The following is a 24,951-nucleotide window of genomic DNA, read 5'->3' as shown; positions in this document are numbered from 1 at the left end:
GCGGGGCGAACGCCCGACGCTTCGGGAACGCGACGCGGACGCCGGAGAGGCTGGGCCTCTCCGGCGTCCGCGGCACGCGACGGCGCCCCCGGGAATCCCGGGGGCGCCGTTCTGCTGGATGGTGGACGGGTGGTGATCTGGGTTCACTTACCGAGCTTCGCCTTCAGGTCTTCCTTGAGCTGGTTCTTGACCGTCTGCTTGTCGACCTTGTTCAGGTTTCCGCCCGTGCCGGTGCCGTTGCCGCCGACTGCGGTGGCGTCGCCGGTGTTGATGGCGTCGGCGCTGGAGTTGCCGCCTTGGGCGTTGCCGGTGGTGATGGTGCACTTGCCCTTGCAGTTGCCGACGCCGCTGTTGGCGTTGCCGCCCTGGGAGTTGCCGCCGACGGTGGTGTTGTCGGCGCTGGCGTCGCCGCCGATGCCGGTGCCGTCGGCGCTGTCGTCCTGGAGGAGGGAGACCGCGTGGTGCGGGGCGGCGGTGGGGGCGGCCATGGCGGTGGCGGGGAGGGCTATGCCACCACCGAGGAGGGCGACGGAAGCGCTGGCAAGGACGATGCGGCGGGTCGAGAGAATCTTGAACATGGTCGTTCTCCATTCGGAAAAGAAAGGGATTCGAGAGGGTGGGTGAGCGCCTTGCCGGGTTTACTTGCCGAGCTTTGCCTTGAGCTCGTTCTTGATTGTCTGCTTGTTGACCTTGTTCAGGTTTCCGCCCTTGCCGGTGCCGTCGCCGCCTACCGCGGTGGCGTCGCCGGTGTTGATGGCGTCGGCGCTGGAGTTGCCGCCTTGGGCGTTGCCGGTGGTGATGTCGCACTTGCCCTTGCAGTTGCCGACGCCGCTGTTGGCGTTGCCGCCCTGGGAGTTGCCGCCGACGGTGGTGTTGTCGGCGCTGGCGTCGCCGCCGACGCCGACGCCGTCGGCGCTGTCGTCCTGGACCAGGGAGACCGCGTGGTGCGGGGCGGCGGTGGGGGCGGCCATGGCGGTGGCGGGGAGTGCGATGCCACCGCCCAGGAGGGCGACGGAGGCGCTGGCGAGGACGATGCGGCGGGTCGAGAGGATCTTGAACATGGTCGTTCTCCATTCGGAAAAGAAAGGGATTCGAGAATCTTCCGGAGAAAGGAGCCGGGGCGATTCTCTGTCCTCTGGATTCTCCGGGTGTTTCCCGGTGAGGGCGTACTTCAAATAAACCCGATGGCGGGATTCGCGTCACGCCACTCACTTTCGGGGCTTGACCTGCGGAGCCCCTTCGCGTAAAAGCACTGCCCGGGTGTTCTCGTACACGCACCGGAGCCCCGGGTCCGTCGTGCGGACCCGGGGCTCCGATGTGGTGTCCCTGCCAGGCGGCGTAGATCGCGGTCGGATCCTCACGTCCTCGCATGGTTGGAAACGGCCGCGTCTCCCTCCAACCCTCCGTCGGGGATCCCTTCGGGCGGCCCGCAGGGGGCGGTCACGCACTGCCACTCCGGCTTGCCGGGAGCCTGGAAGACGGGGGGGCTCTCGGGAGAGCCCTTCTTGCCGGGGCCCTTGCCGTGCTTTCCGTTGCCCCACTTGTCCGGGCCGTCCTTGGCGGGCCGGTCCTTGCCGATCAAGGTGTCGTCCGGGCCGGTGCGGAGCAAGAGGGTGGACTCGTTGCCGGTGTCGTCCGCCCTGACCGCGTGCGAACCGGCGGGGGTGGCGGCGAGTGCGGTCGCGGGTGCGAGCGCGCCGCCCGCGACGATTGCTGCCGATGCGGCGAACAGGACGAGGCGCGGCTTCCTGGAAACGTGGTTCATGACTGCTCTCCTCTGGTGAGCGAGGCGGATGGGGGTTCGCCCCAGTACGCCCCGCCACCCGCGCGGTGTCACGACCCGGAATCTCGCGGCTTGACGGAATCCGGCTCCCCGGTGATGCCGCTCCTCATGCCGGGGCCGGCGGGATCCGGAGGGGACGGCCCGGCGGATCCGGAGGGGCCGGGGCTAGAGCTCGCCGAAGAGCAGGTTGCCCGGGGCGTCCTCCTCGGTGCCGGTGTAGTACTCCCGCACCGCGCCGAGGAGCTCGTCCACGGACAGGAACCCGTCGTGGTCCGCGTCGATCCGGGCGAAGAGCGCCTCCGCGTCCGCGTGGCTCAGCTTCGTGTCGAAGGCCGTCTGGGCCGCGTGGAACTCCTCCGGGCTGATCCGCCCGTCGCCGTCGGTGTCGACGATCGTGAGGATCGCCCGCATCATCGGGCGGAAGGAGCGGTCGTAGGCGGGCCCGCCCTGCGCGTACAGCCGGGTCATGCCCGTCTTGTACTCCTCGGTCGTGACCTTGCCGTCCCGGTCCAGGTCCAGCTCGGTGAACAGGTCCTGCCAGAAGTCGACGAGCCCACCCATCACCTCGGTCGCCTTGGGGGAGGCGGCCGGCTCGCCGAGGGCTGACAGCAGGCGTGACCCGAGCCCGATGATGTCGTGCTCGTCGATCACCTGGTCGTCGTTGACATCCAGGTGCGTGAAGGCGCGGTCCAGCTTGCGATCCAGCAGGTCGTTCGTCATTTCGGTTTGCCTTTCACGGCTACGGTGAGCGGGTTTGCAGTCACCTACCGTAACTTCCTTCTTGAGGGCGAACTCATGTTCCCCGACCAGGAGGTGTCCCCTTCGTAGATCTGTCGCCGCTACGATCGGCAGCGGCCGAGAAGACGGCCAGTGTGAGTCAACCGCGTGAGGTACTGACCGCCGGCTTGCCGGTGCAGCGCCTGCGGCAGTCCGCTGAACTGCGGGCCTCTGCTCACCGAACTCCGGAACGGCCCCCAGCAACCCCGGATGAGACACCGCCAGGTGACCACGTCGGAGCGCAAGGACCAGCCGGCCGGATGCAGTCCGTGCCTCCTTCGGGAATCACGGATCAAGTCTTGGGAAGTTGTGGATGCACTCTTATGAGGTATGGGTGGCCGGTGCCGAGAGGCCCGGCACCCGTCGGGTGTATTGGCCTCGGATGGGTCGACCAAGCGCGCCCCCTTCGCGGTCCTCGACCTCAAGGCCCGGCCGGAGTGGGGTGAGAACCTCCTGTACGACCGGTTGGCCACGTGGGAGCGGGCCGCAGGCGCCTGCACTTTCCACCCTGACTCGGTGTCCGAGTATGAGGCCCAACTCCTTCTACGGGGCGCTGGCGCTCGCCGCGGGCAACAGCCTGGTCGTCAACGCGCCGCCCACAGCCCCGCTGGGCGTCGGCTTCGTCTACCGGGAGATCGTGGCCCCGCTCCTGGAGCGGCTCGGCGCCCCGCCCAGCACCCTGAACGTGGTCTGCACGCACGCCCGCGCCGTGGTCCGCCAGTGGCTGGACAGCCCCGACTGCGACGACCTGGTCTTCTTCGGCGGCTCCGAGCAGGGCCTCAAGCTGGAGCGGGAGTGCGTGGCCGCGGGGAAGAAGCCCGTACTCGAGCTGTTGGGCAACGACGGGGTGCTGGTGTGGCACGACGCCGAGGCCGGTCTCGCCGCGCGGGCCCTGTGCGAGCGGTACTACGGCTCCGGGCAGATCTGCATGACCCCGAAGTTCGCCATCGTCCACCCCGAGGTGGCCGACCGGCTGCTGAAGGAGCTGATGGAGCAGGTGCGGGAGATCCGGCCCGGTCCGCCGGAGGATCCGCGCACGGTGCTGAGCCCGGTGGTCAAGCGGGCGGAGTTCACCGAGGTGCTCGGCGAGGTACTGGCGGCCGGCGGGCAGCTGCTGTGCGGCGGGGAGTTCGTGGACGTGGACGACGAGCCTTCGGCGGCGGGGCCGTTCATCCGCCCGGCGGTCGTCCGGGTGGACGGGCTGGCCGAGGCCGCCCGGCTGCGCGCCTTCCGCGAGGAGACCTTCTTCCCGCTGCTCTGCGTGGTCGTGCCCCGGGCGCCGGTCCGGCTGGAGGAGGCCATCGGTTTCCTCAACGCCAACCGCTACGGCCTGCGCAACTCCCTGTGGACCCAGGACGAGCGGGTCGTCGAGCGGTTCTGCGAGGAGGTGGTCAACGGCGGCATGCTGAAGGTCAACGACTCGCACATCGGCTGCCTGCCGGGGATCCCGTACAACGGCGGCACGGGAGCGACGGGCGGGATCTTCGGCGAGGCCAACCTGCCCGCCGTGCGCACCACTCACCTCCAGTCGATCGCCGTGGCCACCCTGGTCCGGCCGCGGGAGTCGGTCTTCGAGCACGGGGCGGCGGGCCCCACGGGCTGAGTTCTTGTTCCGCGCAACCAATCGAGGGGGCCGGGCGTCGTACGAACGTACGCACGTTGTACGTACGACCGATGGGGGACAGGGTGTTGAAGGCGCGGAACCGGCACGGGCGATGGGCCGCCCGCACGGTGGTGGTCACGGTGACGCTGTGGCTGGGCGCTGCCGGACTGCTGGTGGCGCAGCCGGCGCAGGCGGCGACCGGCTGGTGCGCGGGGAACCTGGTGCGGACGCTGCCGTTCTCCACGGGGGAAGTGCGCGTGTACAAGACCCGCGACCGGGCCTGCGCGGTGGCGGTCGCCCGGGAGCCCGGTCCGCGGCGGTCGATGTCGGTGAGCGTCCAGCCGCGCGGCGGTTACCCGGTGCGCGATGCGGGGCGATTCACCCGGTACGCCGGACCCGTCGGCGTCCACGCGATCAGCCGCTGCGTGTATGTAAAGGGGAGCGTGGGGGCCGGATCCGTCGATTCCGGCTGGATCCTTTGCTGAGGGAGCGGCCCAACTAGGTCTGTTCAGCCGCGTGTTCCCCCGGCTAGGTTCACGGCGACCGTTGTGAACTCATGGGGAGTGTGAATGCGCAAGAAGCTCGGATGGCTGCTGTCGCTCGCGGTGCTGATCGGCACCGCGGGTGCGGCCGGCACCACGGCGCAAGCGGCCACCGCCGCGGAACCGTCCGCCGTCACGGATGCCACCGCCACGGATGCCAAGGCCGCCACGGAAGACATCAAGGACCGGATCCTCGCGATCCCGGGGATGAGCCTGATCGAGGAGAAGCCGTACCCCGGCTACCGCTTCTTCGTACTGAACTACGAGCAGCCGGTCGATCACCGCGCGCCGTGGAAGGGCACCTTCAAGCAGCGACTGACCCTGCTGCACAAGGACGTCACGCGGCCCACGGTGTTCTTCACCTCCGGCTACAACGTCAACACCAACCCGCGCCGGAGCGAGCCGACGACCATAATCGACGGCAACCAGGTGTCGATGGAGTACCGGTTCTTCACCCCCTCCCGGCCCGATCCGGCCAACTGGGCGAACCTGGACATCTGGCAGGCCGCCAGTGACCAGCACCGCGTCTTCACCGCTCTGAAGAAGGTCTACAAGAAGAACTGGCTCGCCACGGGCGGCAGCAAGGGCGGCATGACGGCCACCTACTTCGAGCGCTTCTACCCGCGCGACATGGACGGCGTCGTCGCGTACGTCGCCCCCAACGACGTGGTGAACAAGGAGGACTCGGCCTACGACCGGTTCTTCGCCAAGGTCGGCACCAAGGAGTGCCGCGACAAGCTGAACGCGGTGCAGCGCGAGGCGCTCGTGCGCCGGGTCCCGCTGGAGGCCAAGTACGCGACGGCCGCCGCCGAGAACGGCTGGACCTTCACCACCGTCGGCAACCTCGACAAGGCCTACGAGGCCGTCGTGCTCGACTACGTGTGGGCCTTCTGGCAGTACAGCCTGCTCGCCGACTGCGCCTCGATCCCGGCCGCCGCCACCGCGACCGACCAGGAGATCTGGGACACGATCGACGCGATCTCCGGCTTCTCGGCCTACGCCGACCAGGGCCTGGAGACGTACACGCCGTACTACTACCAGGCGGGCACCCAGCTCGGTTCCCCCGACATCAAGCAGCCCCACCTGGGCAACCTGAGCCGCTACGGTTACCAGCCGCCGCGCAACTTCGTGCCCCGGGACATCCCGATGACCTTCCAGCCGGCGGCGATGCGGGACATCGACACCTGGGTGAAGAACAACGCGCACCAGATGCTCTTCATCAACGGGCAGAACGACCCGTGGGGTGCCGAACCGTTCCACCTCGGCTACGGGGCCCGCGACAGCTACGTGATGACCGCTCCGGGCGCCAACCACGGGGCCAACGTCTCCAAGCTCATGGAGGCCGAGAAGGCGCTGGCCACCGAGAAGATCCTCAAGTGGGCCGGAGTCGCCCCGGCCACCGCGCCCACCGGCGCCGCCAAGGCCACGCCGCTGGCGAAGCCGGACGCGCAGCTCGACCAGCGCGACATCGAGCGCGAGCCGATGCTGCGCCCGTAGTGCCGTAGGAGGACCCGCGGGGCCGCGGGAGGGGGTACGGGGACTACCCGTACGCCAGCCCGTGGCCCAGCGGGTACCGGCCCGGCACCGGGACCGGCAGGCGCCCCGTGGGGCGTACGGTCCCGGTGACCACCCGGGCCGCCGCCCGCAGCTCCACGTCCGTCCAGGTGTAGGTGGCCAGTTCGGCCGCGCAGGCCGGCAGCCGGGCCGGGTCGTAGGGGTTGCGGATCGCCACCAGGACCACCGGCACCCCGGTGGCCAGCAGCCCGGTCACCAGCTCGCGCTGCGGGCTCTCCCCTTCGGGGACGTTGTACGTGCACACGAGCACGGCCGCGTTGCCGGGGGCGGCCGCCACCGCACGCGCGGGCGGCAGGGCCGTCGCCCGGCAGCCCAGCGCCGACAGCTCCCGGGCCAGTACCGCGGTAGGGGGTCCCGTCGTACCCGTGGGGGAGACCGGGTCGGTCCCGGTCACCAGGAGCAGGGGCCGGTCCGCCGGATCCAGCGGCAGCAGCCCCACCGGATTGGCCAGCAGGGTCGTCGTGCGGTCCGCGATCTCCCCGGCGGCCGCCAGGTGCGCCGGGATGCCGACGGCCGCGTCCACGGTGTCCATCGCCCGGGCCGCGTCCTGCGTCGGTGCATCGAACAGGCCCCGGCGGGCCTTCAGTTCCAGGATCCGCAGCACCGACTCCTCGATCCGGGCCCGCGTCAGCTCGCCCGACTCCACGGCCGCCAGCACGCTGCGGACGGCCAGCCCCAGGTCCGGCGGGTTCAGCAGCTGGTCGCAGCCCGCCTTCAGGGCCAGCACCGGGACCCGGTCGTCCCCGTACTTCTGGCGGACCCCGGCCATGTCGAGGGCGTCGGTCACCACCACCCCGCGGAAGCCCAGGCGTTCGCGCAGGATCCCGGTGACGATCGGCCGCGAGAGGGTCGCCGGATCCCCCGAGGGGTCGAGCGCGGGGAAGACGATGTGCGCCGTCATCACCACGTCCACGCCCGCCTCCACGGCCGCCCGGAACGGCGGCTCGTCCAGCTCCTCCCACCGCGCGCGCGTGTGGGTCATCAGCGGCAGCCCGACGTGGCTGTCGGTGCCGGTGTCCCCGTGCCCCGGGAAGTGCTTCGCCGTGGCGGCCACCCCGGCGCCCTGGTAGCCGCGGATCTGGGCGGCGACCAGGGCCGCCACGGCCTGCGGGTCGGCGCCGAAGGACCGTACGCCGATGACCGGGTTGGCGGGGTCGGTGTTCACGTCGGCCACCGGGGCGTAGTTGTGCCGGATGCCCATGGCCGCCAGCTCGGCGCCCGCGATGCGCGCGGCCCGGCGGGCCTCGGCGGTGGACCCGCCGGTCCCCAGGGTCAGGGCCCCCAGCGCCATGGCCCCCGGGAGCAGGGTCGCGGGCCGGCCCACGCGGGCGACGGCGCCGTGCTCCTGGTCGATGGAGAGCAGCAGCGGGATGCCCGCCCCCGAGTCCGTGGCCGCCCGCTGGAGCCCCGTAGACAGCTCTGCGATCTGCCGCGGGGAGCGGGTGTTGTGCGCCCAGCCGAAGTAGACGATCCCGCCGAGGTGGTAGCGGGCGACCAGCTCGGCGGGGGTGCGGACCCCGAACAGCTGCTGGTTGAGCGCGGCGTCCCCGGGGTCGGGCTCGGTCGCGGAATGCCCGTACGCCCGCGATACGAAGAGCTGCCCGACCAGTTCGGCCAGGCTCATCCGCGCCATCGTCTCGCGCGGCCGGACCCGGGGGGCCGGGGTGCGGCCCGGTGCGCGGTCGCCCGGCCGCGGGTCGTCGGGCACGGGCCCGCCGGGGTCCCGGTCGGGGCCCACCGAGGCGCACGCGGCCCCCGCGGCGGTGACGGCGGCCACGGCGGCCACGGTGAGCAGGGTCCGGCGGGAGGCGTGGTTCGGCACGCGCCGGACCCTACTGCGGGGCGGGGCATTCGGAGCGGGGGACACTCGCGGGGTCCCCCGTACGGGGGGAGACCCGGGGCCAGTGCTCGCGCAGGGTCCGTACGGCCTCGGTGATCGCCGGCCGGCGGGCCGCCCCGGTCCGCCACAGGGCGTACAACCGGCGTACGGGGCCCGGCTCCAGCGGTACGGCCACCGCGCCGGGCGGCAGCGTCCCGGTGCCCAGCCGCGGTACGACGGCCACCCCGAGCCCGGCCGCGACCAGCGCGACGAGGGTGTGGTTCTCCTCGGCGACGTGCGTGATGTCCGGCTCGAACCCGGCCGTGCGCAGGGTCCGTACCAGCCAGTCGTGGCAGACCCGGCCGGGCGGCTGGCAGACCCAGCGCTGCCCGCCCAGGTCCGATCGGTGGATGACGGCGCGGGAGGTGAAGGGGTGTCCGGCCGGCACGAGGAGGTCGCAGCGGTCGTCCCCGATCACCGCCTGCTCCACGCCCTCGGGGGCGGGCAGCGGGGCGATGTCCCAGTCGTGGGTCACGGCCAGGTCGGTGACCCCGCGCGTGACCAGGTCCATCGAGAGGTGCGGGTTGATCTCGGTGAGCCGTACCTCCAGGGCCGGGTGACGGTGGGCCAGGTCCGCGAGGACCCCGGGGAGCAGGCCGCGGGCGGCCGAGGCGAAGGCGGCGACCCGCAGCCGGCCGATGGGCTGGCCGCGGGACTCCTCCAGCGCGGTCTCGGCCTGCTCCGAGATGTCCATCAGTTGCTGGGCCGTCGTGGCGAGCAGCTTGGCCTCCTCGGTGAGGGCGACCCCGCGGCCGTGGCGTTCGAGCAGCGTGGTGCGGGTTTCCCGTTCCAGCTTGGCGATCTGCTGGGAGACGGCGGAGGGGGTGTACCCGAGGGCGGCCGCGGCCGCGCCGACCGAGCCGTGGACGGAGACGGCGTGCAGGGCGCGCAGCCGGGAGAGGTCGAGCATGCCGGTCAGCTTAGGGCGTGCCGTTCGGATCGGGCCGGGCCCGCGGCGGCCGGCACAGCGGATTCTGGATGAAGCATTGCTACATCCGACCCTGAAGACATCTGTGCTGGTGCTAAACGGTTGATGAGCCGATGCTCGGATCATGCGCCCCGTCCACACAGCCCTCGCGGTCCTCGTGGCCGCAGTCTGGGGTTTCAACTTCGTCGTCATCGAATTCGGGCTCGGATCGTTCCCTCCGCTGCTGCTGTCCGCCCTGCGCTTCCTCGTCGCGGCCCTGCCGGCGGTGTTCTTCGTCGGGCGGCCCAAGGTGGCCTGGAAGTGGGTGATCTCGGTCGGCGTGGTCCTCGGCATCGCCAAGTTCGGGCTGCTGTTCTCCGGGATGGACAACGGGATGCCGGCCGGGCTGTCCTCGCTGGTCCTCCAGGCGCAGGCGGTGTTCACGGCCGTGTTCGCGGCCGTCGTCCTGGGGGAGCGGCCGGGCCGGCTGCGGATCGCGGGCATGGCCGTGGCCTTCGCGGGGATCGCCGTGGCCGCCGTGGACGAGGGCGCCTCCGGGCCGGTGCTGGGCTTCACCATGGTGATCGCGGCCGCCGCGTGCTGGGGCGTGTCCAACGTGCTGACCCGCAAGGCCTCCCCGCCCGACGCGCTGAACTTCATGGTGTGGGTGAGCGTGGTGCCGGTGCTGCCGCTGGCGGGGCTCTCGCTCCTGCTGGAGGGTCCGGAACGGGACCTGGCGGCGCTGCGCGGGCTCGACTGGAGCGGGGTCGGGGTCATCCTGTACCTCGCCTGGATCACCACGGTGTTCGGCTTCGGGGCATGGGGGTTCCTGCTGCGCGCCTATCCCGCCTCATCGGTGGCCCCCTTCTCGCTGCTGGTGCCGGTCTTCGGGATGAGCTCCGCGGCCCTGGTACTGGGGGAGGGCGTGAGCGGGCTGCGCTGGGTGGCGGCCGTGCTCCTGGTCGGCGGGGTGGCGGTGACCTCGCTGGTGCCCCCGAAGGCCCGGCTCGGTTCCGCTTCCGACCGCGGGCGGCCGCTAGCGGGAACCCCTGAAGGACCAGCGAGACCTGCCCCATCCCTCGGGAGAAAGCTCTGATCGACTGCGCCTGAGCCGGAGATGCCGGTTCGGCGCGGCAGAACGTGAGGACACGGAACATGACCACGGGAACGAACGGCGGCAGCGGCCAGTGGCGGGTCGACTTCGACGCGGAGGTCGTCTTCAGCAACGGAGGCGCCCTGCAGATGCAGGGGTTCCGCCTGGACATCCCCGGCGACGACATCGCCGACGGGGAACTGGGTGAACTGATCGTCCGCCACCTCGGACTGCTGATGGTCGGCAGTACGGAGATCACCCGCCGGGAGCTGATCCAGGAGCCCCACAAGGGCTCGCGGAACACCGGATCCCGGAACCCCGGCCCCCGGAACCCCGGCCCCCGGAACCCCGGCTCCGCCGGCCAGGGCCGCATCACGACGGACCTGACCGGCCCCGCGACCCGGGCCGCCTGGCCGACGGGCGCGGCCGGCGCCGCACCGGGCCTGGCCGGCCTGGTGGACCTTCCCGTGGTCCTGGTCCGGCTCCTCGGAGCCGGAGCGCCGGTCGCCGACCGGCTCGCGCTGGCGCCCTTCAACCTCGCGGGGCACGCCGTCGTCGTGCAGACCGGCCGCGCGGCCGGCCCGTACCTCACCGAGGACGCCGTGGCGCTGCTCGCCGGGCAGGGCGCGCTCCTCGTGGCCACGGACAGCCGGGAGGGCGACGGGCCGGTGGCGGCGGCGCTCGCCGCCGCCGGCCTGCCGGCCCTCACGGGCCTGACCGGTCTGGAGGCCCTCCCGGCGACCGGGATCCGGCTGCACGCCGTGCCCTTCCCCGGCCGGGACGACTCATTGATCAGGGTCTACGGAGTGTCAGATGGCCAGTACCAAGACTGACCGTCACGTGGGGGGCGGCCTCCCGACGGCCGGAGCGGAGACCCCGAGCGTGGCCGCAGAAGGGGTGGAAACCAAGTGACCGGCATCGGGAACGGGGCCGCCGAGCCGGTGGAGGAGACGGCGGCCGCACCCCCGGCCACCGCCGAACCCGGACATCGCCGGTGTGGCGCCTGAAGGACTTCCCGGGTCCGGACCGCCGGGTCCGGACCCGGCGGGGGCGGTCCGGACCCGGCCCGGGGCCGATTCGTCCGAACGGGTGAGGCGCGCTACTTCTTGCCGCCGCCGAGGATCTGGCCGAGCAGGTCGCCGAGGCTGCCGCCGGCCGCCGGGGCCGCGCCCGTGGGTGCGGTGCCCGACGCACCCGGTACCGCTCCCGGCGACGGGATCGGGGACTCGCCGCCGGCCGCCGTCGGGGCTCCGCCGCCGCCCTTCCGGGAGGCCGCGCGCTTGGCGAAGACCGCCAGCAGGACCGGGATCAGCAGCTCGATGACCCGGGCGACGGTGGGCGCGGGGATGCCGGTCTTCTTCGAGACGGCGTTGGCCACGGGCTTGCTCACCTTGGCGAGCACGCCGGCCATCATCCCGCCGCTGAGCATGCCACCGAGGCCGCCGCCGAGGGTGGCCACGCCTTCCAGCGGGGCCTGGGTGACCTCGGCGAAGGCCTGGCGGACCTCGTTGCCGTCGTCGTCATCGGCGTCGGCCTTCTGCTGGAGGTCGCCGGTCATCGCCCCGACCGTGGCCGCGACGGTGTCACGGGCGCCGTTCGTGTCGGTGCCGAGGAGGCCGGCGATCTCGGTCAGCCGGTCGTCGCCGAGTTCGTTCAGCACGTCGTCCTGGAAGGAAGGTTCGCTCATGTCTGAAACGCTACTTCTGTGCCGATTCAGCGGCACCTCGGGTGGCGCCCGGAACCCCCTTGGGTAATGGAAAGGCAAAGTTCCGGAATCGCGTGCAACCACGCGCAGGGGTCGCGGGTCGTATGTTGCGTCGGGACTTCCGGGGGGGATCCGGGGGGATCGGGAAGTCCGATGAGGGAGGGGTAACCGTGAGGGGGTCCGGCCGAAAGGCGGGACCCCCTTTTGGCTGCCGGCTTCCGGTTGGCCGCTCCCGGTCGGCCGCCTGTTTTTCCACAGGCCCGGCGGGCCTGTCGCACCCGGGCTGTAGCTTCGGGCCATGACGACGAACGCGGCCGTGGCGCCGGCGGTGGTCGAAGGGGTGCTGGAGCGCATCACCTACGCCAACGAGGAGAGCGGATACACGGTCGCCCGGGTGGACACCGGCCGTGGCGCAGGCGACCTGCTCACGGTCGTGGGCTCCCTCCTCGGGGCCCAGCCGGGTGAATCGCTGCGCATGGAGGGCCGTTGGGGCTCACACCCCCAGTACGGCCGCCAGTTCACCGTGGAGAACTACACGACGCTGCTGCCCGCGACCATCCAGGGCATCCGGCGCTACCTCGGCTCCGGCCTGATCAAGGGCATCGGCCCGAAGATCGCCGACCGGATCGTGGAGCACTTCGGCCTCGACACCCTCGACGTCATCGAGGAGCAGCCGAAGCGGCTGATCGAAGTGCCCGGCCTCGGCCCCAAGCGCACCAGGCTGATCGGCGCGGCCTGGGAGGAGCAGAAGGCCATCAAGGAGGTCATGGTCTTCCTCCAGGGGGTCGGCGTCTCCACCTCCATCGCGGTGCGCATCTACAAGAAGTACGCCGACGCCTCCATTTCGGTGGTCCGCAACCAGCCGTACCGGCTCGCCGCCGACGTCTGGGGCATCGGCTTCCTCACCGCCGACCGCATCGCGCAGGCCGTCGGGATCCCGCACGACAGTCCGGAGCGGGTCAAGGCCGGGCTCCAGTACGCCCTGTCCCAGTCCACCGACCAGGGGCACTGCTTCCTGCCGGAGGACCGGCTCATCGCCGACGGGGTCAAGCTGCTCCAGGTGGACACCGGGCTGGTCATCGACTGCCTGGCGGAGCTCGCCGCCGATCCGGAAGGGGTCGTACGGGAATCCGTGCCGGACCCGCAGGGCGGCCCGGACCCCCTCACCGCCGTGTACCTGGTGCCGTTCCACCGCGCCGAGCTGTCCCTGGCCGGTCAGGTACGCCGCCTCCTGAACGCGGACGAGGACCGGCTGCCCGCCTTCCGGGACGTGGACTGGGACAAGGCCCTGGGCTGGCTCGCCGGCCGCACCGGAGCCACGCTGGCCCCCGCGCAGCGGGACGCGGTCCGCCTCGCGCTCACCCGCCGGGTCGCGGTCCTCACCGGCGGGCCCGGCTGCGGGAAGTCCTTCACCGTCCGCTCGATCGTGGAGCTGGCCCGCGCAAAGAAGGCCAAGGTCGTCCTCGCCGCCCCCACCGGCCGGGCGGCGAAGCGGCTGGCCGAGCTCACCGGGGCCGAGGCCTCCACCGTGCACCGGCTCCTGGAACTCAAACCGGGCGGGGACGCGGCGTACGACCGGGAGCGTCCGCTCGACGCGGACCTGGTCGTCGTGGACGAGGCCTCGATGCTCGACCTGCTGCTGGCGAACAAGCTGGTCAAGGCGGTGGCACCCGGTGCCCACCTGCTGCTGGTCGGGGACGTGGACCAGCTGCCCTCGGTCGGCGCGGGCGAGGTGCTGCGCGATCTGCTCGCCGAGGGCGGTCCGGTCCCCGCCGTCCGGCTGACGACCATCTTCCGGCAGGCCCAGCAGTCGGGCGTGGTCACCAACGCCCACCGGATCAACACCGGCCTGCCGCCGATCACCGACGGTCTGCCCGACTTCTTCCTCTTCCCCGAGGAGGACACCGAGGAGGCCGGAAAGCTCGCCGTCGACGTCGCCGCCCGTCGCATTCCGGCCAGATTCGGCCTCGACCCGCGGAGGGACATCCAGGTCCTCGCCCCGATGCACCGCGGCCCGGCCGGCGCCGGGAACCTCAACGCCCTGCTCCAGCAGGCCGTCACCCCGGCCAGGCCGGGCCTGCCCGAGAAGCGGTTCGGCGGCCGCGTCTTCCGGGTCGGCGACAAGGTCACCCAGATCCGAAACAACTACGACAAGGGAGCCAACGGGGTCTTCAACGGCACCGTCGGCGTGGTCACCGGCCTTGACCTGGAGGAACAGCGGCTGACGGTCCGCACGGACGAAGACGAGGAAGTGGCCTACGAGTTCGCGGAGCTCGACGAGCTGGCCCACGCGTACGCCGTCACCATCCACCGCTCCCAGGGGAGCGAGTATCCGGCGGTGGTGATCCCGGTCACGACCGGCGCTTGGATGATGCTCCAGCGGAACCTGCTCTACACGGCGGTCACCCGGGCGAAGAAACTGGTCGTCCTGGTCGGGTCCCGCAAAGCCCTGGGCCAGGCGGTGCGTACCGTTTCCGCAGGCAGGAGGTACACGGCCGTCGCACCCAGGCTGTCCGGCCGTATACCGGTGGGAAACATCACCTAGATGATCGATCATTTGGGGTTCCTACAACGGTTGTGGAGGGGGCAGGATGTGCAGGCTGGCGGCACTGAGTGCCGTCAAAAACACCAAAGCTCGACCCCGAGTGCACTCACCTGCGCCAAATGGGGGAAGGTAGAGGCAGTCAGGGCACCTCGAAGAAGAGGCACTACGTCGGTGAGGGATGACGTGAGCGACAACTCTGTAGTACTGCGGTACGCGGACGGTGAATACACCTACCCGGTGGTCGAGAGCACCGTCGGTGACCAGGGCTTCGACATCTCGAAGCTCAGGGCTCAGACCGGGCTGGTCACCCTGGACAGCGGCTACGGAAACACCGCCGCCTATAAGTCCGCCATTACTTATCTCGACGGTGAGCAGGGCATCCTGCGCTACCGCGGTTACCCGATCGAGCAGCTGGCGGAGCGCTCGACCTTCATCGAGGTCGCGTACCTGCTGATCAACGGGGAGCTGCCGACCGTCGACCAGCTCGCGTCGTTCCGCAACGAGATCACCCAGCACACGCTGCTGCACGAGGACGTCAAGCGCTTCTACGACGGCTTCCCGCGCGACGCGCACCCGATGGCGATGCTGTCCTCCGTGGTCAGCGCGCTGTCGACGTTCTACCAGGACAGCCACAACCCGTTCGACGAGAAGCAGCGCAACCTCTCGACGATCCGGCTGCTGGCCAAGCTCCCGACGATCGCGGCCTACGCGTACAAGAAGTCGGTCGGCCACCCGGTGGTCTACCCGCGCAACGACCTCGGCTACGTCGAGAACTTCCTGCGCATGACCTTCTCCGTGCCGGCCCAGGAGTACGACCTGGACCCGGTCGTGGTCGCGGCGCTCGACAAGCTGCTGATCCTGCACGCGGACCACGAGCAGAACTGCTCGACCTCCACCGTGCGTCTGGTCGGCTCCTCGCAGGCGAACATGTTCGCCTCGATCTCCGCCGGCATCTCGGCCCTGTGGGGTCCGCTGCACGGTGGCGCCAACCAGTCGGTTCTGGAGATGCTCGAAGGCATCAAGAACGACGGCGGCGACGTCGACGCCTTCATCCGCAAGGTGAAGAACAAGGAAGACGGCGTCCGCCTGATGGGCTTCGGGCACCGCGTCTACAAGAGCTTCGACCCCCGGGCGAAGATCATCAAGGCGGCGGCGCACGATGTCCTCTCGGCGCTCGGCAAGGACGACGAGCTCCTCGACATCGCCCTGAAGCTGGAAGAGCACGCGCTGGCCGACGAGTACTTCGTCGAGCGCAACCTCTACCCGAACGTGGACTTCTACACCGGTCTGATCTACCGGGCCATGGGCTTCCCGACCGAGATGTTCACCGTGCTGTTCGCGATCGGCCGGCTGCCCGGCTGGATCGCCCAGTGGCACGAGATGATCAAGGAGCCCGGCTCCCGCATCGGCCGCCCGCGCCAGATCTACACCGGCGAGGTCCTGCGCGACTTCGTTCCGGTCGAGTCCCGCTGACCCGAGGGTCGAGCCGCAGTACCCGCAGGACTCGTACAGCTTGTACAGCTCGTAGAACAGGAAAAGCGCCCCGCCATCGATCCCCCCACGGGTCGAAGGTCGGGGCGCTTTCCTTACCCCGGAACGGATTCCCCCCACGGGACCCGGACCGGGTGTCTGCGTGCCGGAGAAAACGTGTAGTCGTCCCAACACGTTTCCGGCATTGACCCATTAGACCCACGGGGCTGCCCGAAGGTTACGTTGGGGTCGCTGTGATCTGCGTCTCGTGTGAAGGTGATGTGCGCGAGACGTGAAGGGTGATCACTAGCGGAAGGAGCGCAGCCGCAGGCTGTTGGTGACCACGAAGACCGAGGAGAAGGCCATCGCGGCCCCCGCGATCATCGGGTTGAGCAGTCCGGCGGCGGCCAGCGGCAGCGCCGCGACGTTGTAGCCGAAGGCCCAGAAGAGGTTGCCCTTGATGGTGGCCAGGGTCCGGCGCGAGAGCCGGATCGCGTCCGCCGCGACCCGCAAGTCGCCCCGTACGAGGGTCAGATCGCTCGCCTCGATCGCCGCGTCGGTGCCGGTGCCCATGGCCAGCCCCAGGTCGGCCTGGGCCAGTGCGGCCGCGTCGTTGACCCCGTCGCCGACCATGGCGACGGTACGGCCCTCGGCCTGAAGCCGGCGGACGACGTCGACCTTGTCCTGCGGGAGGACCTCGGCGATGACCTCCTCGATGCCCACCGCGCGGGCCACCGTCTGCGCCACTGCCTTGTTGTCGCCGGTCAGCAGGACCGGGGTCAGGCCCAGGGCCCGCAGCCGGGACACGGCCTCGGCGCTGGTCTCCTTGACCGCGTCGGCCACGGTCAGCACCCCGCGGGCCTCCCCGTCCCAGGCGACCAGGACGGCCGTGGAACCCTCCGCCTCGGCGGCGGCCTTGGCCTCGGCGAGGGCGTCGGGCAGCACGATGGACCAGTCGGCGAGCAGCTTCTCGCGACCCACCAGGACCGCGTGTCCGTCGACCAGGCCCTGCACGCCGAGGCCGCCGTGGTTCTCGAAGCCCTCCGGGACCGTCAGGCCGCCGGGGAGCTCCGCGGCGCCCGCCGCGATGGCCCGGGCGATCGGGTGCTCGGAGGCGTGCTCCAGCGAACCGGCCAGGCGCAGCAGTTCGGCCCGGTCCACGCCCTCGGCGGGGTGGGTGCCGGTCAGGGTCATCCGGCCGGTGGTCACGGTGCCGGTCTTGTCCAGGACGACGGTGTCCACGCGACGGGTGGACTCCAGCACCTCGGGGCCCTTGATCAGGATGCCGAGCTGCGCGCCCCGGCCGGTGCCGACCATCAGCGCGGTCGGGGTGGCCAGGCCCAGGGCGCACGGGCAGGCGATGATCAGGACGGCCACGGCGGCGGTGAAGGCGGCCGTCGGGTTGTCGGTGATCAGCAGCCAGGTGACCCAGGTGCCCAGCGCCAGTACGAGCACGATGGGGACGAAGACCGCGGAGATCCGGTCGGCGAGGCGCTGCACCTCGGCCTTGCCGTTCTGCGCGTCCTCGACCAGCTTGGCCATCCGGGCGAGCTGGGTGTCCGAGCCGACGCGGGTGGCCTCGACGACGAGGCGGCCCGAGGTGTTGACGGTGGCTCCGGTGACGGTGTCGCCCACGGTGACCTCGACCGGGACCGATTCACCGGTCAGCATGGCGGCGTCCACGGCGGAGCTGCCCTCGACGACCGTGCCGTCGGTGGCGATCTTCTCGCCGGGCCGGACGAGGAAGCGGTCGCCCACGGCGAGCGCGCTCACGGGGATGCGTACCTCGGTCCCGCCGCGCAGGACCGCCACGTCCTTGGCGCCGAGCCGCATCAGGGCCTTGAGGGCCGCGCCGGCCTTCCGCTTCGAGCGGGCCTCCAGGTACCGGCCGAGCAGGATGAAGCTGACGACTCCGGCCGCCACCTCCAGGTAGATCGCCGAGGAGCCGTCGGTGCGGGAGACGGTCAAGTCGAAGCCGTGCCGCATGCCGGGCATGCCGGCGTGGCCGAAGAACAGGGCCCACAGCGACCAGGCGAAGGCGGCCAGGGTGCCCACCGAGACCAGGGTGTCCATGGTGGCGGCGCCGTGCCGGGCGTTGGTCCAGGCGGCCTTGTGGAAGGGGAAGGCGCCCCAGACGACGACGGGGGCGGCGAGGGTCAGCGAGAGCCACTGCCAGTTGTCGAACTGGAGGGCCGGGACCATCGCGAGCAGGACGACGGGCAGCGACAGCGCCACGGAGACCAGGAGGCGCTGGCGCAGTGCGGCCAGTTCGGGGTCGCGGGCTTCCTGGGCCTCGGCGGCCTGCGGCTCCGGTTCGGGTTCCGGCGGCGGGGGCTCCTGTGCGGTGTAGCCGGTCTTGACCACCGTGGCGATGAGGTCGGCGACCGCTACGCCTTCGCCGTACGCGACCTTGGCCTTCTCGGTGGCGTAGTTCACCGAGGCGGTGACGCCGTCCATCCGGTTCAGCTTCTTCTCGATGCGGGCCGCGCAGGAGGCGCAGGTCATCCCGCCGATGGTCAGCTCGACCTCGGCCGTGGGCTCGGCGGCGCGGGCCGCCGCTATGGGTCCGTCGTGCACTGTGCTGCTGCTCATGATCCGGGCTCCAGGGGGTGGGCCGGGCCGTACGGAACCAGTATGAGCTGGCCGGTACGGCCCGGCGGGGCTGTGCCTAAGAGATGCGTGCCGAAGGGGGAGGGCTCAGGCCTGGCCGGCGAGCTCGTAGCCGGCCTCGTCGACGGCGGCGCGTACGGCGGCCTCGTCGAGCGGGGCGGCCGAGACGACGGTGACCTCGCCGGTCGCGGCGACGGCCTTGACCGAGGTGACGCCGGCCAGGGCGGAGAGCTCGGTGGTCACCGCACCCTCGCAGTGCCCACAGGTCATGCCGGTCACCCGGTAGACGGTGGTGGTCTGGGTGTCCGTGTCGGCGCTCATGTCGTTCTCCTCTTCAAGGGCGTTTCCGGGCGGCCGGAAGACGGCGGATCGCTCGTGGAGAGTCCACCGTTCATCCCGACACTTCGAGACTATACCCCTAGGGGGTATCAACGCGAGCATCCGGCAGGCGTTCGGCGAGATCTTTTGCGGTGGACAATCCGCGCGAACCGTATGTAAATGGCACACATGGCGCACTCGGGGACCACTCTCATCCTGATCATGTCGATCGCCGTGCTCGCGCCCCTGCTGGCGTACGGGGTCTCCCGCCGGCTCCCCGTCCCACTGGTGATCTTCGAGATCGTCCTGGGCGTCCTGGTCGGGCCCGACGTCCTCGGCTGGGCACATTCCACCGAGGTCATCGACGTACTGAGCGAGCTCGGCCTCGCCATGCTGATCTTCCTGGCCGGCTACGAGATCCAGTTCGCCCAGGTCAAGGGCGACACCCTGAAGCGGTCGGTGTGGGCCTGGGTGGCCGCCCTGGCGCTGGGGCTCGGGCTCGGCCTGCTGCTGTCGGGCGGCGGATTCGAGAAGGGCGTCTACATCGGCACCGCGCTCACCAGTACCGCCCTCGGCACGATCCTGCCGGTCCTGCGGGACTCGGGGGACCTCCAGAGCCGGTTCGGCTCGGTGATGATGGCGATGGGCGCGGTCGGCGAGTTCGGGCCGATCATCGCGATGGCCCTGCTGCTCAGCGGCCGGGCACCGGGGCAGTCGGCGGCGCTGCTGATCGGCTTCGCCGTGCTCACGGCGGCCGCCGTGTTCTGGGCGATGCGGCCAAAGCCGCCCTGGTTCGCCCGGGTCATCTCCAAGACCCTGCACAGCAGCGGGCAGTTCGCGGTGCGCCTGGTGGTGCTGATCCTCGTGGCGTTCCTGGCGCTGTCCGAGGTGCTCGGCCTCGACGTCCTCCTCGGCGCCTTCGCCGCCGGGCTGATCACCCGGCTCGTGCTGCACGGGGCCGCCCCGGAGAGCAGCGAGGCCGTGCTGTCGAAGGTGGAGGCCATGGGCTTCGGCTTCCTGGTGCCGCTCTTCTTCGTGGTCACCGGGATCGAGTTCGACCTCGACGCGCTGCTCGGGGGCGGGCGGGTGCTGCTGTTGCTGCCGGTGTTCCTGCTGCTCTTCCTCGTGGTGCGGGGGCTCCCGATGTGGCTGCTGGCCCCCCGGGACCTCGGGCGCCGGGACCGGTCGGCGCTGGTGCTGTTCGGCTCCACGGCGCTGCCGTTGGTGGTGGCGATCACCACCCTGGGCGTGCAGGACGGAAAGCTGGGGTCGGGGGAGGCCGCGGCGCTGGTCGGGGCCGGGATGGTGTCCGTACTGGTCTTCCCGCTGCTGGGGCTGCGGTTGCGGGCGGGATCCGGCGACGGGTCCGCCGACGGGTCCGCCCCGGGAGCCGGCTCCGGCGGGCCCGGGGACGTCGGGAAGATGGTCAGTGAGGAGGAGGCGTGGTGATCATCGGGTCCAGGTAGCGGAGCAGGACGGTCTTCAGCTGCGCGATGTACGCGGCCCGTTCCGCGCCCTCGCTGGCCAGGATCAGTTCGAGCGAGGTCTTCATGATCCCGAGCACCATGTGGGCGACGTGGGCGAGCTCCGTGTCGGTGGCGGGGGCGCCGGAGGCGGCCGGGGTGACGCAGGCGCGCAGCAGCCCCTCGACGCGGGTCTGCAGGCCGACGTGCAGCTCGTCGTGTTCCTGGGCGATGCCGGGGATTCCGGAGCCGTGCATGAGCGCCCAGAAGGCCGGATTCTCGCAGTTGAAGGCGATGACCGGATCCAGGACGGCGTCGAGCAGATCGGGCAGCGGACGGTCCAGGTTCTCGAGGAGGAAGGCCCGGCCGTGCGCCTCGTGGGCGCGCTGGAGGAGGTGTCCGCCCAGCTCGACGGCGATGGCCTCCTTGTTCGGGAAGAACTGGTAGAGCGTGCCCGGGGACACGCCGGCCTCGCGGGCGATGGCGTTGGTGCTGGCCGCCGCGTAACCCGTACGGCAGAACACCCCGGCGGCGGCTGTCAGGAGCTGGGCGATCCGGCGCTCGCCGCGGGCCTGTCGGCGGCGGGGGGCGGTTTCCGCTGCTGCGCTCAGCGCCGCCTCCGTGATCGATTCGCCCGCTTTGTCCGCGCTCTTGGTCCGAGAGGTCTCCCGCATGTCCAAGCCCTAGCTTCCCGTGATCCCCGTGGGTGATTGACAAACACGAGTGATCGCTCGCATTCTTGAGAAACGCGAGCGACTGCTCGTGTTTGCCAGTCTAAGCGGCTTGGCAATCGCGGTGAAGGGGACACCGAGACATGTCCGAAATCAAGAAACCGCCGTCGCCTGGGGAGGGCGGCCGGTGGACCGGGTTCGTCACCACACGGCCGAGGCTCTCGCTCCTGCTCGCCCTCGTGGTCACGGCCCTGGCCGTCTTCGCGGGCGGCGGCGTCGCCGACCGCCTCGGAAGCGGCGGCTGGGAGGATCCCGGTGCCCGCTCCGCCTATGCCACCAAGGCGCTGGAGCGCGAGTTCCCCGGCTCCCAGCCCAATCTGCTGCTGCTCGTCGACGCCGGAGCCGCCGCCGGGACGGCCGGGGTGGACGACCCCGCCGTCGCCGCCGAGGCGGAGCGGCTGACGGTGCGGCTCGCCGCCGAGCAGGGGGTGACCGGCGTGGGTTCGTACTGGCGGACCGGGCTGCCCACCCTGCGCTCCAAGGACGGCCGGCAGGCCCTGATAGCCGCCCGGGTGCTGGGCGACGAGAAGGCGGCCAATGCCGTCCTGGACCGGATCGTCCCGGGCTACCGCGGCGAGCACGGACCGGTGAAGGTCTCCCTCGGCGGTCCGGCCGCCGTCCAGCGCGAGGTGACCTCCACCATCCAGGAGGACCTGCTGCTCGCCGAGCTGATCGCCCTGCCCGTGACGCTCGTCCTGCTCGTCCTCGTCTTCGGCAGCGCCGTCGCGGCCCTGCTGCCCCTCGGTGTCGGCATCGTCGCCATCATCGGAACCAATGCCGTGCTGCGCGGGCTCACCGAGATCACCGACGTCTCCGTCTTCGCGCAGAACCTGACCACCGCCCTCGGACTCGGACTCGCCGTCGACTACGCCCTGTTCATCGTGCGGAGGTTCCGCGAGGAGCTGGCCGCCGGGCGCGACCCGGTGGCGGCCGTCGGAGTCACCCTGCGCACCGCCGGGCGGACGGTGCTGTTCTCGGCACTGACCGTGGCCGTCGCCCTCTCGGCCATGCTCTTCTTCCCGATGTACTTCCTGCGCTCCTTCGCCTACGCCGGAGTCGCGGTGGTCCTGCTCGCCGCGGCGGCCGCGCTCATCCTGCTGCCCGCGGCGCTGGTGCTGCTGGGTGAGCGGGTCAACTCCTTCGACCTGCGCCGGCTGTGGCGCCGGGCCGGGCCGGGCGGGAGCGACCCGGGCCGGGCCGGGGACGGGCGGGGCTGGGCCCGGCTGACGGACCTGGTCATGCGTCGCGCCCCGGTGTTCGCCGTGGCCACCACCGCCGGACTGCTGCTCCTCGGACTGCCCTTCCTCGGAGTGAAGTTCGGCACCGTGGACGACCGGCAGCTGCCGGCGACCGCCGAATCGCATGTCGTGCAGCAGCACATCCGCGAAGGCTTCCCCGGCAGCCCCGGCGGAGCACTGACCGTACTGACCGAGGGGGCCTCCGTCGCCGATCTCGACGCCTACGAGCGGCGGGTGGCGGCCCTGCCCGGAGTGCTGGGGGTGGAAGGTCCGGTGAGCTCGGCCACCGGCACCGGATACGCCTACTTCTCGGTGCTCACCGAAGGCGAGGAGGTGGGAGAGCAGGCCCAGGACCTGGTGGGCCTGGTCAGAGCGGTGGATGCGCCCTTCGACACCGCGGTGACCGGACAGGCCGCAGTGCTCGTCGACGCCCGCGACGCCATAGCCGAGGAACTGCCCCTGGCCCTGGCCGTCGTGGTGCTGGCCACGCTGCTCCTGGTCTTCCTGCTCACCGGGAGCCTGCTGATACCCGTTCAGGCCGTGCTGCTCAACGCGCTCAGCCTGACCGCGATGTTCGGAGCGGTGGTGTGGGTCTTCCAGGAGGGTCACCTCTCCGGACTGCTCTCCTTCACCCCCACCGGGGACATCGAGACCACCCTGCCCGTGCTGATGTTCTGCATCGCCTTCGGACTCTCCATGGACTACGGGGTGTTCCTCATATCCCGGATCAAGGAGGAGTACGACCGGACCGGAGACCACGAGGGGGCGGTGCGCACCGGGCTGACCCGCACGGGCGGACTGATCACCGCGGCGGCAGTGATCCTGGCGGTGGTGATGGTCGCCATCGGCAGCTCACGGGTGACCAACACGAAGATGCTCGGCCTGGGGATCGCGCTGGCCGTGCTGATGGACGCGATGGTCGTGCGGAGCCTGCTCGTGCCGGCGGTGATGAAGCTGACCGGGAAGGCCACCTGGTGGGCGCCGGCGCCGCTGCGCAGACTGCACGAACGCTTCGGGCTGAGCGAGGGGGAGCCGGCGCCGGCCGCCGGGCGGGCCGAGCCCGAGCCGGTGCCCGCCGGGAGCCGCTAGCGGACGGGGCCCCTGGAGGGTCCCGTCCCTGGACCGGACGCCGGGTCAGTCCTCGCGGCGTCCGCGGTTGCCCGGCCGGCGCGCCACCCAGGTGCGGATGGTGTCGGCGTACCAGTAGGGCTTGCCGCCCTCCACGTGGTCGGGTGCGGGCAGCAGCCCGTGCTTGCGGTAGGAGCGCACCGTGTCCGGCTGGACCCGGATGTGAGCGGCGATCTCCTTGTACGACCACAGCTGTCGGTCGCTCATCCTCGAACACCTCCTTGTCCACGCCGCGGGGCCGGCCGGGAGGCCGTCGGGGGAGCCGGCGCGTGGACACTGACGATCACTCAGGTTGTGCCCGGGGAACGACGCAGGGTGAGGCCAGGGGAGGGGCTGTCGTCCGGCTGTGACGGAAGACCCGCGTAATGCGGACATGCGTGACACAAGGGCGACCCCCGTGACAGGGGTGGCACACGGGGAGCAGACGGAAAACGTGGGCCGAGTGGGCCAGGTGGACCACGCGGCGCAGGTGACCCCCTCCTCCGCGGACCGGCCGAGGGGTGTGCCCCGCGGCCGGGCCGGGCGGATCAGCGGTAGAGGGCCGGGCGTTGGGCCAGTTCCACCTGGGTCCGTACGCCGCTGCGTGCCGCGGTGAGGCCCGCCTCGGACACGGCCGCCGCCGCGTAGCCGTCCCACGCGTCGGGACCGTCCACCCGGCCCAGCGCGGCGGCGGCGACCCAGCGGCGGAGCTGGCGGTCGTAGGCGTCGGCGAACCGCACCGTGAAGTCCTGGTCGATCTCCCCGCCCCACCGGCCCGCCGACTGGACGACCATCGCGTGGCCGTCGCCGATCCGGGCGGTGCCGGATTCGCCGACCGCCTCGCACTGCACCTGGTAGCCGAAGCCGCAGTTGACGAAGATCTCCACGTCGACCACGGCGCCTCCGGAGGTCTCCATGAGGACGAACCGGGGATCGAGCAGCCCCTCGGGGGCGGCCGAGGCGGGCGTCGGGGAGAGCACGGTCACCGCGGTGATCTCCTGGCCCAGCAGCCAGCGGGCCGCGTCCACCTCGTGCACCACCGAATCGCTGATCAGCATGTCGCTGGTGAAGAAGGACGGCGAGGCGGCGTTGCGGTGCCGGCAGTGCAGGAACAGCGGCCGCCCGATACCGCCCGCGTCGAGGAGCTCCTTGAGCCGCGCGTACTCGGCGTCATAGCGCCGCATGAAGCCGACCTGGACGAGCCGGCGGCCCAGCCGCGCCTCCGCCTCCATGATCCGCAGGGCGCCCGCCGGATCGGGGGTCAGCGGCTTCTCGCAGAGCACCGGCAGCCGCCGCTCCAGCGCGTGCAGGATCGCTTCCTCATGGGCGGGCCCGGGCGAGGCGATCAGTACGGCGTCCACCCCGGGCGCCGCGATCGCGGCCGCCGGATCGGTGTGCGCGCTCGCCCCCTCCAGACCGGCCGCGACCTCCTTGACCCGGTCCCCGTCCGGGTCGGCCACGGCCACCACCCGGGCCCCGCCGACCGTCCGGCCGAAACGGCGGACGTGGTCGGAGCCCATCTTCCCGGTACCGATGACGGCGATGCCGAGCGTGCTGGTCATGTCGTGTTCCTCCACGAGGGTTCGTACGGCCGGGGGATCCGGT

21 protein-coding genes are annotated in these 24,951 nt (G+C 71.3%); 9 read left to right on the top strand and 12 right to left on the bottom strand.

What is annotated here, in order from left to right:
• Window positions 1-143: 143 nt before the first annotated feature.
• From MTF69_RS16375 to MTF69_RS16360, 4 genes are all read right to left on the bottom strand, one after another.
• Window positions 144-578, bottom strand: coding sequence for a hypothetical protein (locus MTF69_RS16375; protein WP_243335034.1), 435 nt, complete (start codon window positions 576-578; stop codon window positions 144-146).
• A gap of 60 nt (window positions 579-638) precedes the next feature.
• Window positions 639-1,061, bottom strand: coding sequence for a hypothetical protein (locus MTF69_RS16370; protein ID WP_243335031.1), 423 nt, complete (start codon window positions 1,059-1,061; stop codon window positions 639-641).
• Window positions 1,062-1,357: 296 nt separating this feature from the next.
• A complete protein-coding gene (locus MTF69_RS16365; protein WP_243335030.1) occupies window positions 1,358-1,765 on the bottom strand; it encodes a hypothetical protein in 408 nt (135 codons plus the stop codon).
• Window positions 1,766-1,948: 183 nt separating this feature from the next.
• The gene (locus MTF69_RS16360) at window positions 1,949-2,503 is read right to left on the bottom strand and encodes an EF-hand domain-containing protein (protein WP_243335028.1); all 555 of its coding nucleotides are present in this window, start codon (window positions 2,501-2,503) and stop codon (window positions 1,949-1,951) included.
• Between the two features lie 583 nt (window positions 2,504-3,086).
• Here MTF69_RS16360 and MTF69_RS16355 point away from each other — a divergent pair.
• The 3 genes from MTF69_RS16355 to MTF69_RS16345 all read left to right on the top strand — a co-directional run bounded on the left by MTF69_RS16355 (window position 3,087) and on the right by MTF69_RS16345 (window position 6,202).
• Window positions 3,087-4,163 carry an aldehyde dehydrogenase gene (locus MTF69_RS16355; RefSeq protein ID WP_243335026.1) on the top strand — a complete coding sequence of 359 codons (1,077 nt, stop codon included), beginning with the start codon at window positions 3,087-3,089 and terminating at the stop codon, window positions 4,161-4,163.
• Window positions 4,164-4,234: 71 nt separating this feature from the next.
• Complete coding sequence (locus MTF69_RS16350; RefSeq protein ID WP_243335024.1) at window positions 4,235-4,648, top strand: hypothetical protein; 414 nt, start codon at window positions 4,235-4,237, stop codon at window positions 4,646-4,648.
• A gap of 84 nt (window positions 4,649-4,732) precedes the next feature.
• Window positions 4,733-6,202, top strand: a complete 1,470-nt coding sequence (locus tag MTF69_RS16345; RefSeq protein WP_243335022.1) for a S28 family serine protease — start codon at window positions 4,733-4,735, stop codon at window positions 6,200-6,202.
• 43 nt (window positions 6,203-6,245) lie between these two features.
• On the opposite strand, the gene MTF69_RS16340 is transcribed toward MTF69_RS16345, so the two are convergent.
• The gene (locus MTF69_RS16340; protein ID WP_243335021.1) at window positions 6,246-8,102 is read right to left on the bottom strand and encodes a glycoside hydrolase family 3 protein; all 1,857 of its coding nucleotides are present in this window, start codon (window positions 8,100-8,102) and stop codon (window positions 6,246-6,248) included.
• Window positions 8,103-8,112: 10 nt separating this feature from the next.
• On the bottom strand, window positions 8,113-9,069 hold the full coding sequence (locus MTF69_RS16335; protein ID WP_243335018.1) for a LysR family transcriptional regulator: 957 nt from the start codon (window positions 9,067-9,069) through the stop codon (window positions 8,113-8,115).
• A gap of 142 nt (window positions 9,070-9,211) precedes the next feature.
• On the opposite strand from MTF69_RS16335, the gene MTF69_RS16330 reads away from it, so the two are divergent.
• Window positions 9,212-10,162 carry an EamA family transporter gene (locus MTF69_RS16330; protein WP_243335014.1) on the top strand — a complete coding sequence of 317 codons (951 nt, stop codon included), beginning with the start codon at window positions 9,212-9,214 and terminating at the stop codon, window positions 10,160-10,162.
• Between the two features lie 59 nt (window positions 10,163-10,221).
• A complete protein-coding gene (locus MTF69_RS16325) occupies window positions 10,222-10,992 on the top strand; it encodes a hypothetical protein (protein ID WP_243335012.1) in 771 nt (256 codons plus the stop codon).
• A 266-nt stretch (window positions 10,993-11,258) separates the two neighbouring features.
• Here MTF69_RS16325 and MTF69_RS16320 read toward each other — a convergent pair whose 3' ends face one another.
• The gene (locus tag MTF69_RS16320; protein WP_243335010.1) at window positions 11,259-11,846 is read right to left on the bottom strand and encodes a DUF937 domain-containing protein; all 588 of its coding nucleotides are present in this window, start codon (window positions 11,844-11,846) and stop codon (window positions 11,259-11,261) included.
• Window positions 11,847-12,162: 316 nt separating this feature from the next.
• Here MTF69_RS16320 and MTF69_RS16315 point away from each other — a divergent pair, with 316 nt between their 5' ends.
• On the top strand, window positions 12,163-14,409 hold the full coding sequence (locus MTF69_RS16315; RefSeq protein ID WP_243335008.1) for an ATP-dependent RecD-like DNA helicase: 2,247 nt from the start codon (window positions 12,163-12,165) through the stop codon (window positions 14,407-14,409).
• Between the two features lie 183 nt (window positions 14,410-14,592).
• A complete protein-coding gene (locus MTF69_RS16310) occupies window positions 14,593-15,882 on the top strand; it encodes a citrate synthase (RefSeq protein WP_243335006.1) in 1,290 nt (429 codons plus the stop codon).
• Window positions 15,883-16,185: 303 nt separating this feature from the next.
• On the opposite strand, the gene MTF69_RS16305 is transcribed toward MTF69_RS16310, so the two are convergent.
• Both MTF69_RS16305 and MTF69_RS16300 read right to left on the bottom strand, forming a co-directional pair.
• Window positions 16,186-18,471 carry a cation-translocating P-type ATPase gene (locus tag MTF69_RS16305; protein ID WP_243334999.1) on the bottom strand — a complete coding sequence of 762 codons (2,286 nt, stop codon included), beginning with the start codon at window positions 18,469-18,471 and terminating at the stop codon, window positions 16,186-16,188.
• A 105-nt stretch (window positions 18,472-18,576) separates the two neighbouring features.
• Window positions 18,577-18,810 (bottom strand): heavy-metal-associated domain-containing protein, encoded by a 234-nt coding sequence (locus MTF69_RS16300; RefSeq protein ID WP_243334997.1) that lies wholly within the window; start codon window positions 18,808-18,810, stop codon window positions 18,577-18,579.
• A gap of 186 nt (window positions 18,811-18,996) precedes the next feature.
• On the opposite strand from MTF69_RS16300, the gene MTF69_RS16295 reads away from it, so the two are divergent.
• A complete protein-coding gene (locus MTF69_RS16295) occupies window positions 18,997-20,256 on the top strand; it encodes a cation:proton antiporter (protein ID WP_243335109.1) in 1,260 nt (419 codons plus the stop codon).
• Here MTF69_RS16295 and MTF69_RS16290 read toward each other — a convergent pair.
• Entirely contained in the window at window positions 20,234-20,944 is a 711-nt protein-coding gene (locus MTF69_RS16290) for a TetR/AcrR family transcriptional regulator (protein WP_243334995.1), read from the bottom strand. The two genes, MTF69_RS16295 and MTF69_RS16290, sit on opposite strands and share 23 nt — an antisense overlap.
• A gap of 140 nt (window positions 20,945-21,084) precedes the next feature.
• Here MTF69_RS16290 and MTF69_RS16285 point away from each other — a divergent pair, with 140 nt between their 5' ends.
• Window positions 21,085-23,328 carry an MMPL family transporter gene (locus MTF69_RS16285; RefSeq protein WP_243334993.1) on the top strand — a complete coding sequence of 748 codons (2,244 nt, stop codon included), beginning with the start codon at window positions 21,085-21,087 and terminating at the stop codon, window positions 23,326-23,328.
• Window positions 23,329-23,373: 45 nt separating this feature from the next.
• Here MTF69_RS16285 and MTF69_RS16280 read toward each other — a convergent pair whose 3' ends face one another.
• Both MTF69_RS16280 and MTF69_RS16275 read right to left on the bottom strand, forming a co-directional pair.
• Window positions 23,374-23,574 (bottom strand): AlpA family transcriptional regulator, encoded by a 201-nt coding sequence (locus MTF69_RS16280; RefSeq protein ID WP_030297784.1) that lies wholly within the window; start codon window positions 23,572-23,574, stop codon window positions 23,374-23,376.
• A 320-nt stretch (window positions 23,575-23,894) separates the two neighbouring features.
• Window positions 23,895-24,908: a Gfo/Idh/MocA family protein gene (locus tag MTF69_RS16275; RefSeq protein ID WP_243334991.1), complete on the bottom strand. Its 1,014-nt coding sequence runs from the start codon at window positions 24,906-24,908 to the stop codon at window positions 23,895-23,897.
• Window positions 24,909-24,951 lie beyond the last annotated feature (43 nt).

Origin of the sequence: Streptomyces sp. AP-93 (genome assembly GCF_022808175.1) — a bacterium.
Lineage (GTDB): Bacteria > Actinomycetota > Actinomycetes > Streptomycetales > Streptomycetaceae > Streptomyces.
This window is presented reverse-complemented; position numbering and strand designations above follow the sequence as displayed.

Coding starts and splice junctions, on each gene's coding strand:
- MTF69_RS16375 (WP_243335034.1), bottom strand. CDS start 578: ATGTTCAAGATTCTCTCGACCCGCCGCATCGTCCTTGCCAGCGCTTCC.
- MTF69_RS16370 (WP_243335031.1), bottom strand. CDS start 1,061: ATGTTCAAGATCCTCTCGACCCGCCGCATCGTCCTCGCCAGCGCCTCC.
- MTF69_RS16365 (WP_243335030.1), bottom strand. CDS start 1,765: ATGAACCACGTTTCCAGGAAGCCGCGCCTCGTCCTGTTCGCCGCATCG.
- MTF69_RS16360 (WP_243335028.1), bottom strand. CDS start 2,503: ATGACGAACGACCTGCTGGATCGCAAGCTGGACCGCGCCTTCACGCAC.
- MTF69_RS16355 (WP_243335026.1), top strand. CDS start 3,087: ATGAGGCCCAACTCCTTCTACGGGGCGCTGGCGCTCGCCGCGGGCAAC.
- MTF69_RS16350 (WP_243335024.1), top strand. CDS start 4,235: ATGGGGGACAGGGTGTTGAAGGCGCGGAACCGGCACGGGCGATGGGCC.
- MTF69_RS16345 (WP_243335022.1), top strand. CDS start 4,733: ATGCGCAAGAAGCTCGGATGGCTGCTGTCGCTCGCGGTGCTGATCGGC.
- MTF69_RS16335 (WP_243335018.1), bottom strand. CDS start 9,069: ATGCTCGACCTCTCCCGGCTGCGCGCCCTGCACGCCGTCTCCGTCCAC.
- MTF69_RS16330 (WP_243335014.1), top strand. CDS start 9,212: ATGCGCCCCGTCCACACAGCCCTCGCGGTCCTCGTGGCCGCAGTCTGG.
- MTF69_RS16325 (WP_243335012.1), top strand. CDS start 10,222: ATGACCACGGGAACGAACGGCGGCAGCGGCCAGTGGCGGGTCGACTTC.
- MTF69_RS16320 (WP_243335010.1), bottom strand. CDS start 11,846: ATGAGCGAACCTTCCTTCCAGGACGACGTGCTGAACGAACTCGGCGAC.
- MTF69_RS16315 (WP_243335008.1), top strand. CDS start 12,163: ATGACGACGAACGCGGCCGTGGCGCCGGCGGTGGTCGAAGGGGTGCTG.
- MTF69_RS16305 (WP_243334999.1), bottom strand. CDS start 18,471: ATGAGCAGCAGCACAGTGCACGACGGACCCATAGCGGCGGCCCGCGCC.
- MTF69_RS16300 (WP_243334997.1), bottom strand. CDS start 18,810: ATGAGCGCCGACACGGACACCCAGACCACCACCGTCTACCGGGTGACC.
- MTF69_RS16295 (WP_243335109.1), top strand. CDS start 18,997: ATGGCGCACTCGGGGACCACTCTCATCCTGATCATGTCGATCGCCGTG.
- MTF69_RS16290 (WP_243334995.1), bottom strand. CDS start 20,944: ATGCGGGAGACCTCTCGGACCAAGAGCGCGGACAAAGCGGGCGAATCG.
- MTF69_RS16285 (WP_243334993.1), top strand. CDS start 21,085: ATGTCCGAAATCAAGAAACCGCCGTCGCCTGGGGAGGGCGGCCGGTGG.
- MTF69_RS16280 (WP_030297784.1), bottom strand. CDS start 23,574: ATGAGCGACCGACAGCTGTGGTCGTACAAGGAGATCGCCGCTCACATC.
- MTF69_RS16275 (WP_243334991.1), bottom strand. CDS start 24,908: ATGACCAGCACGCTCGGCATCGCCGTCATCGGTACCGGGAAGATGGGC.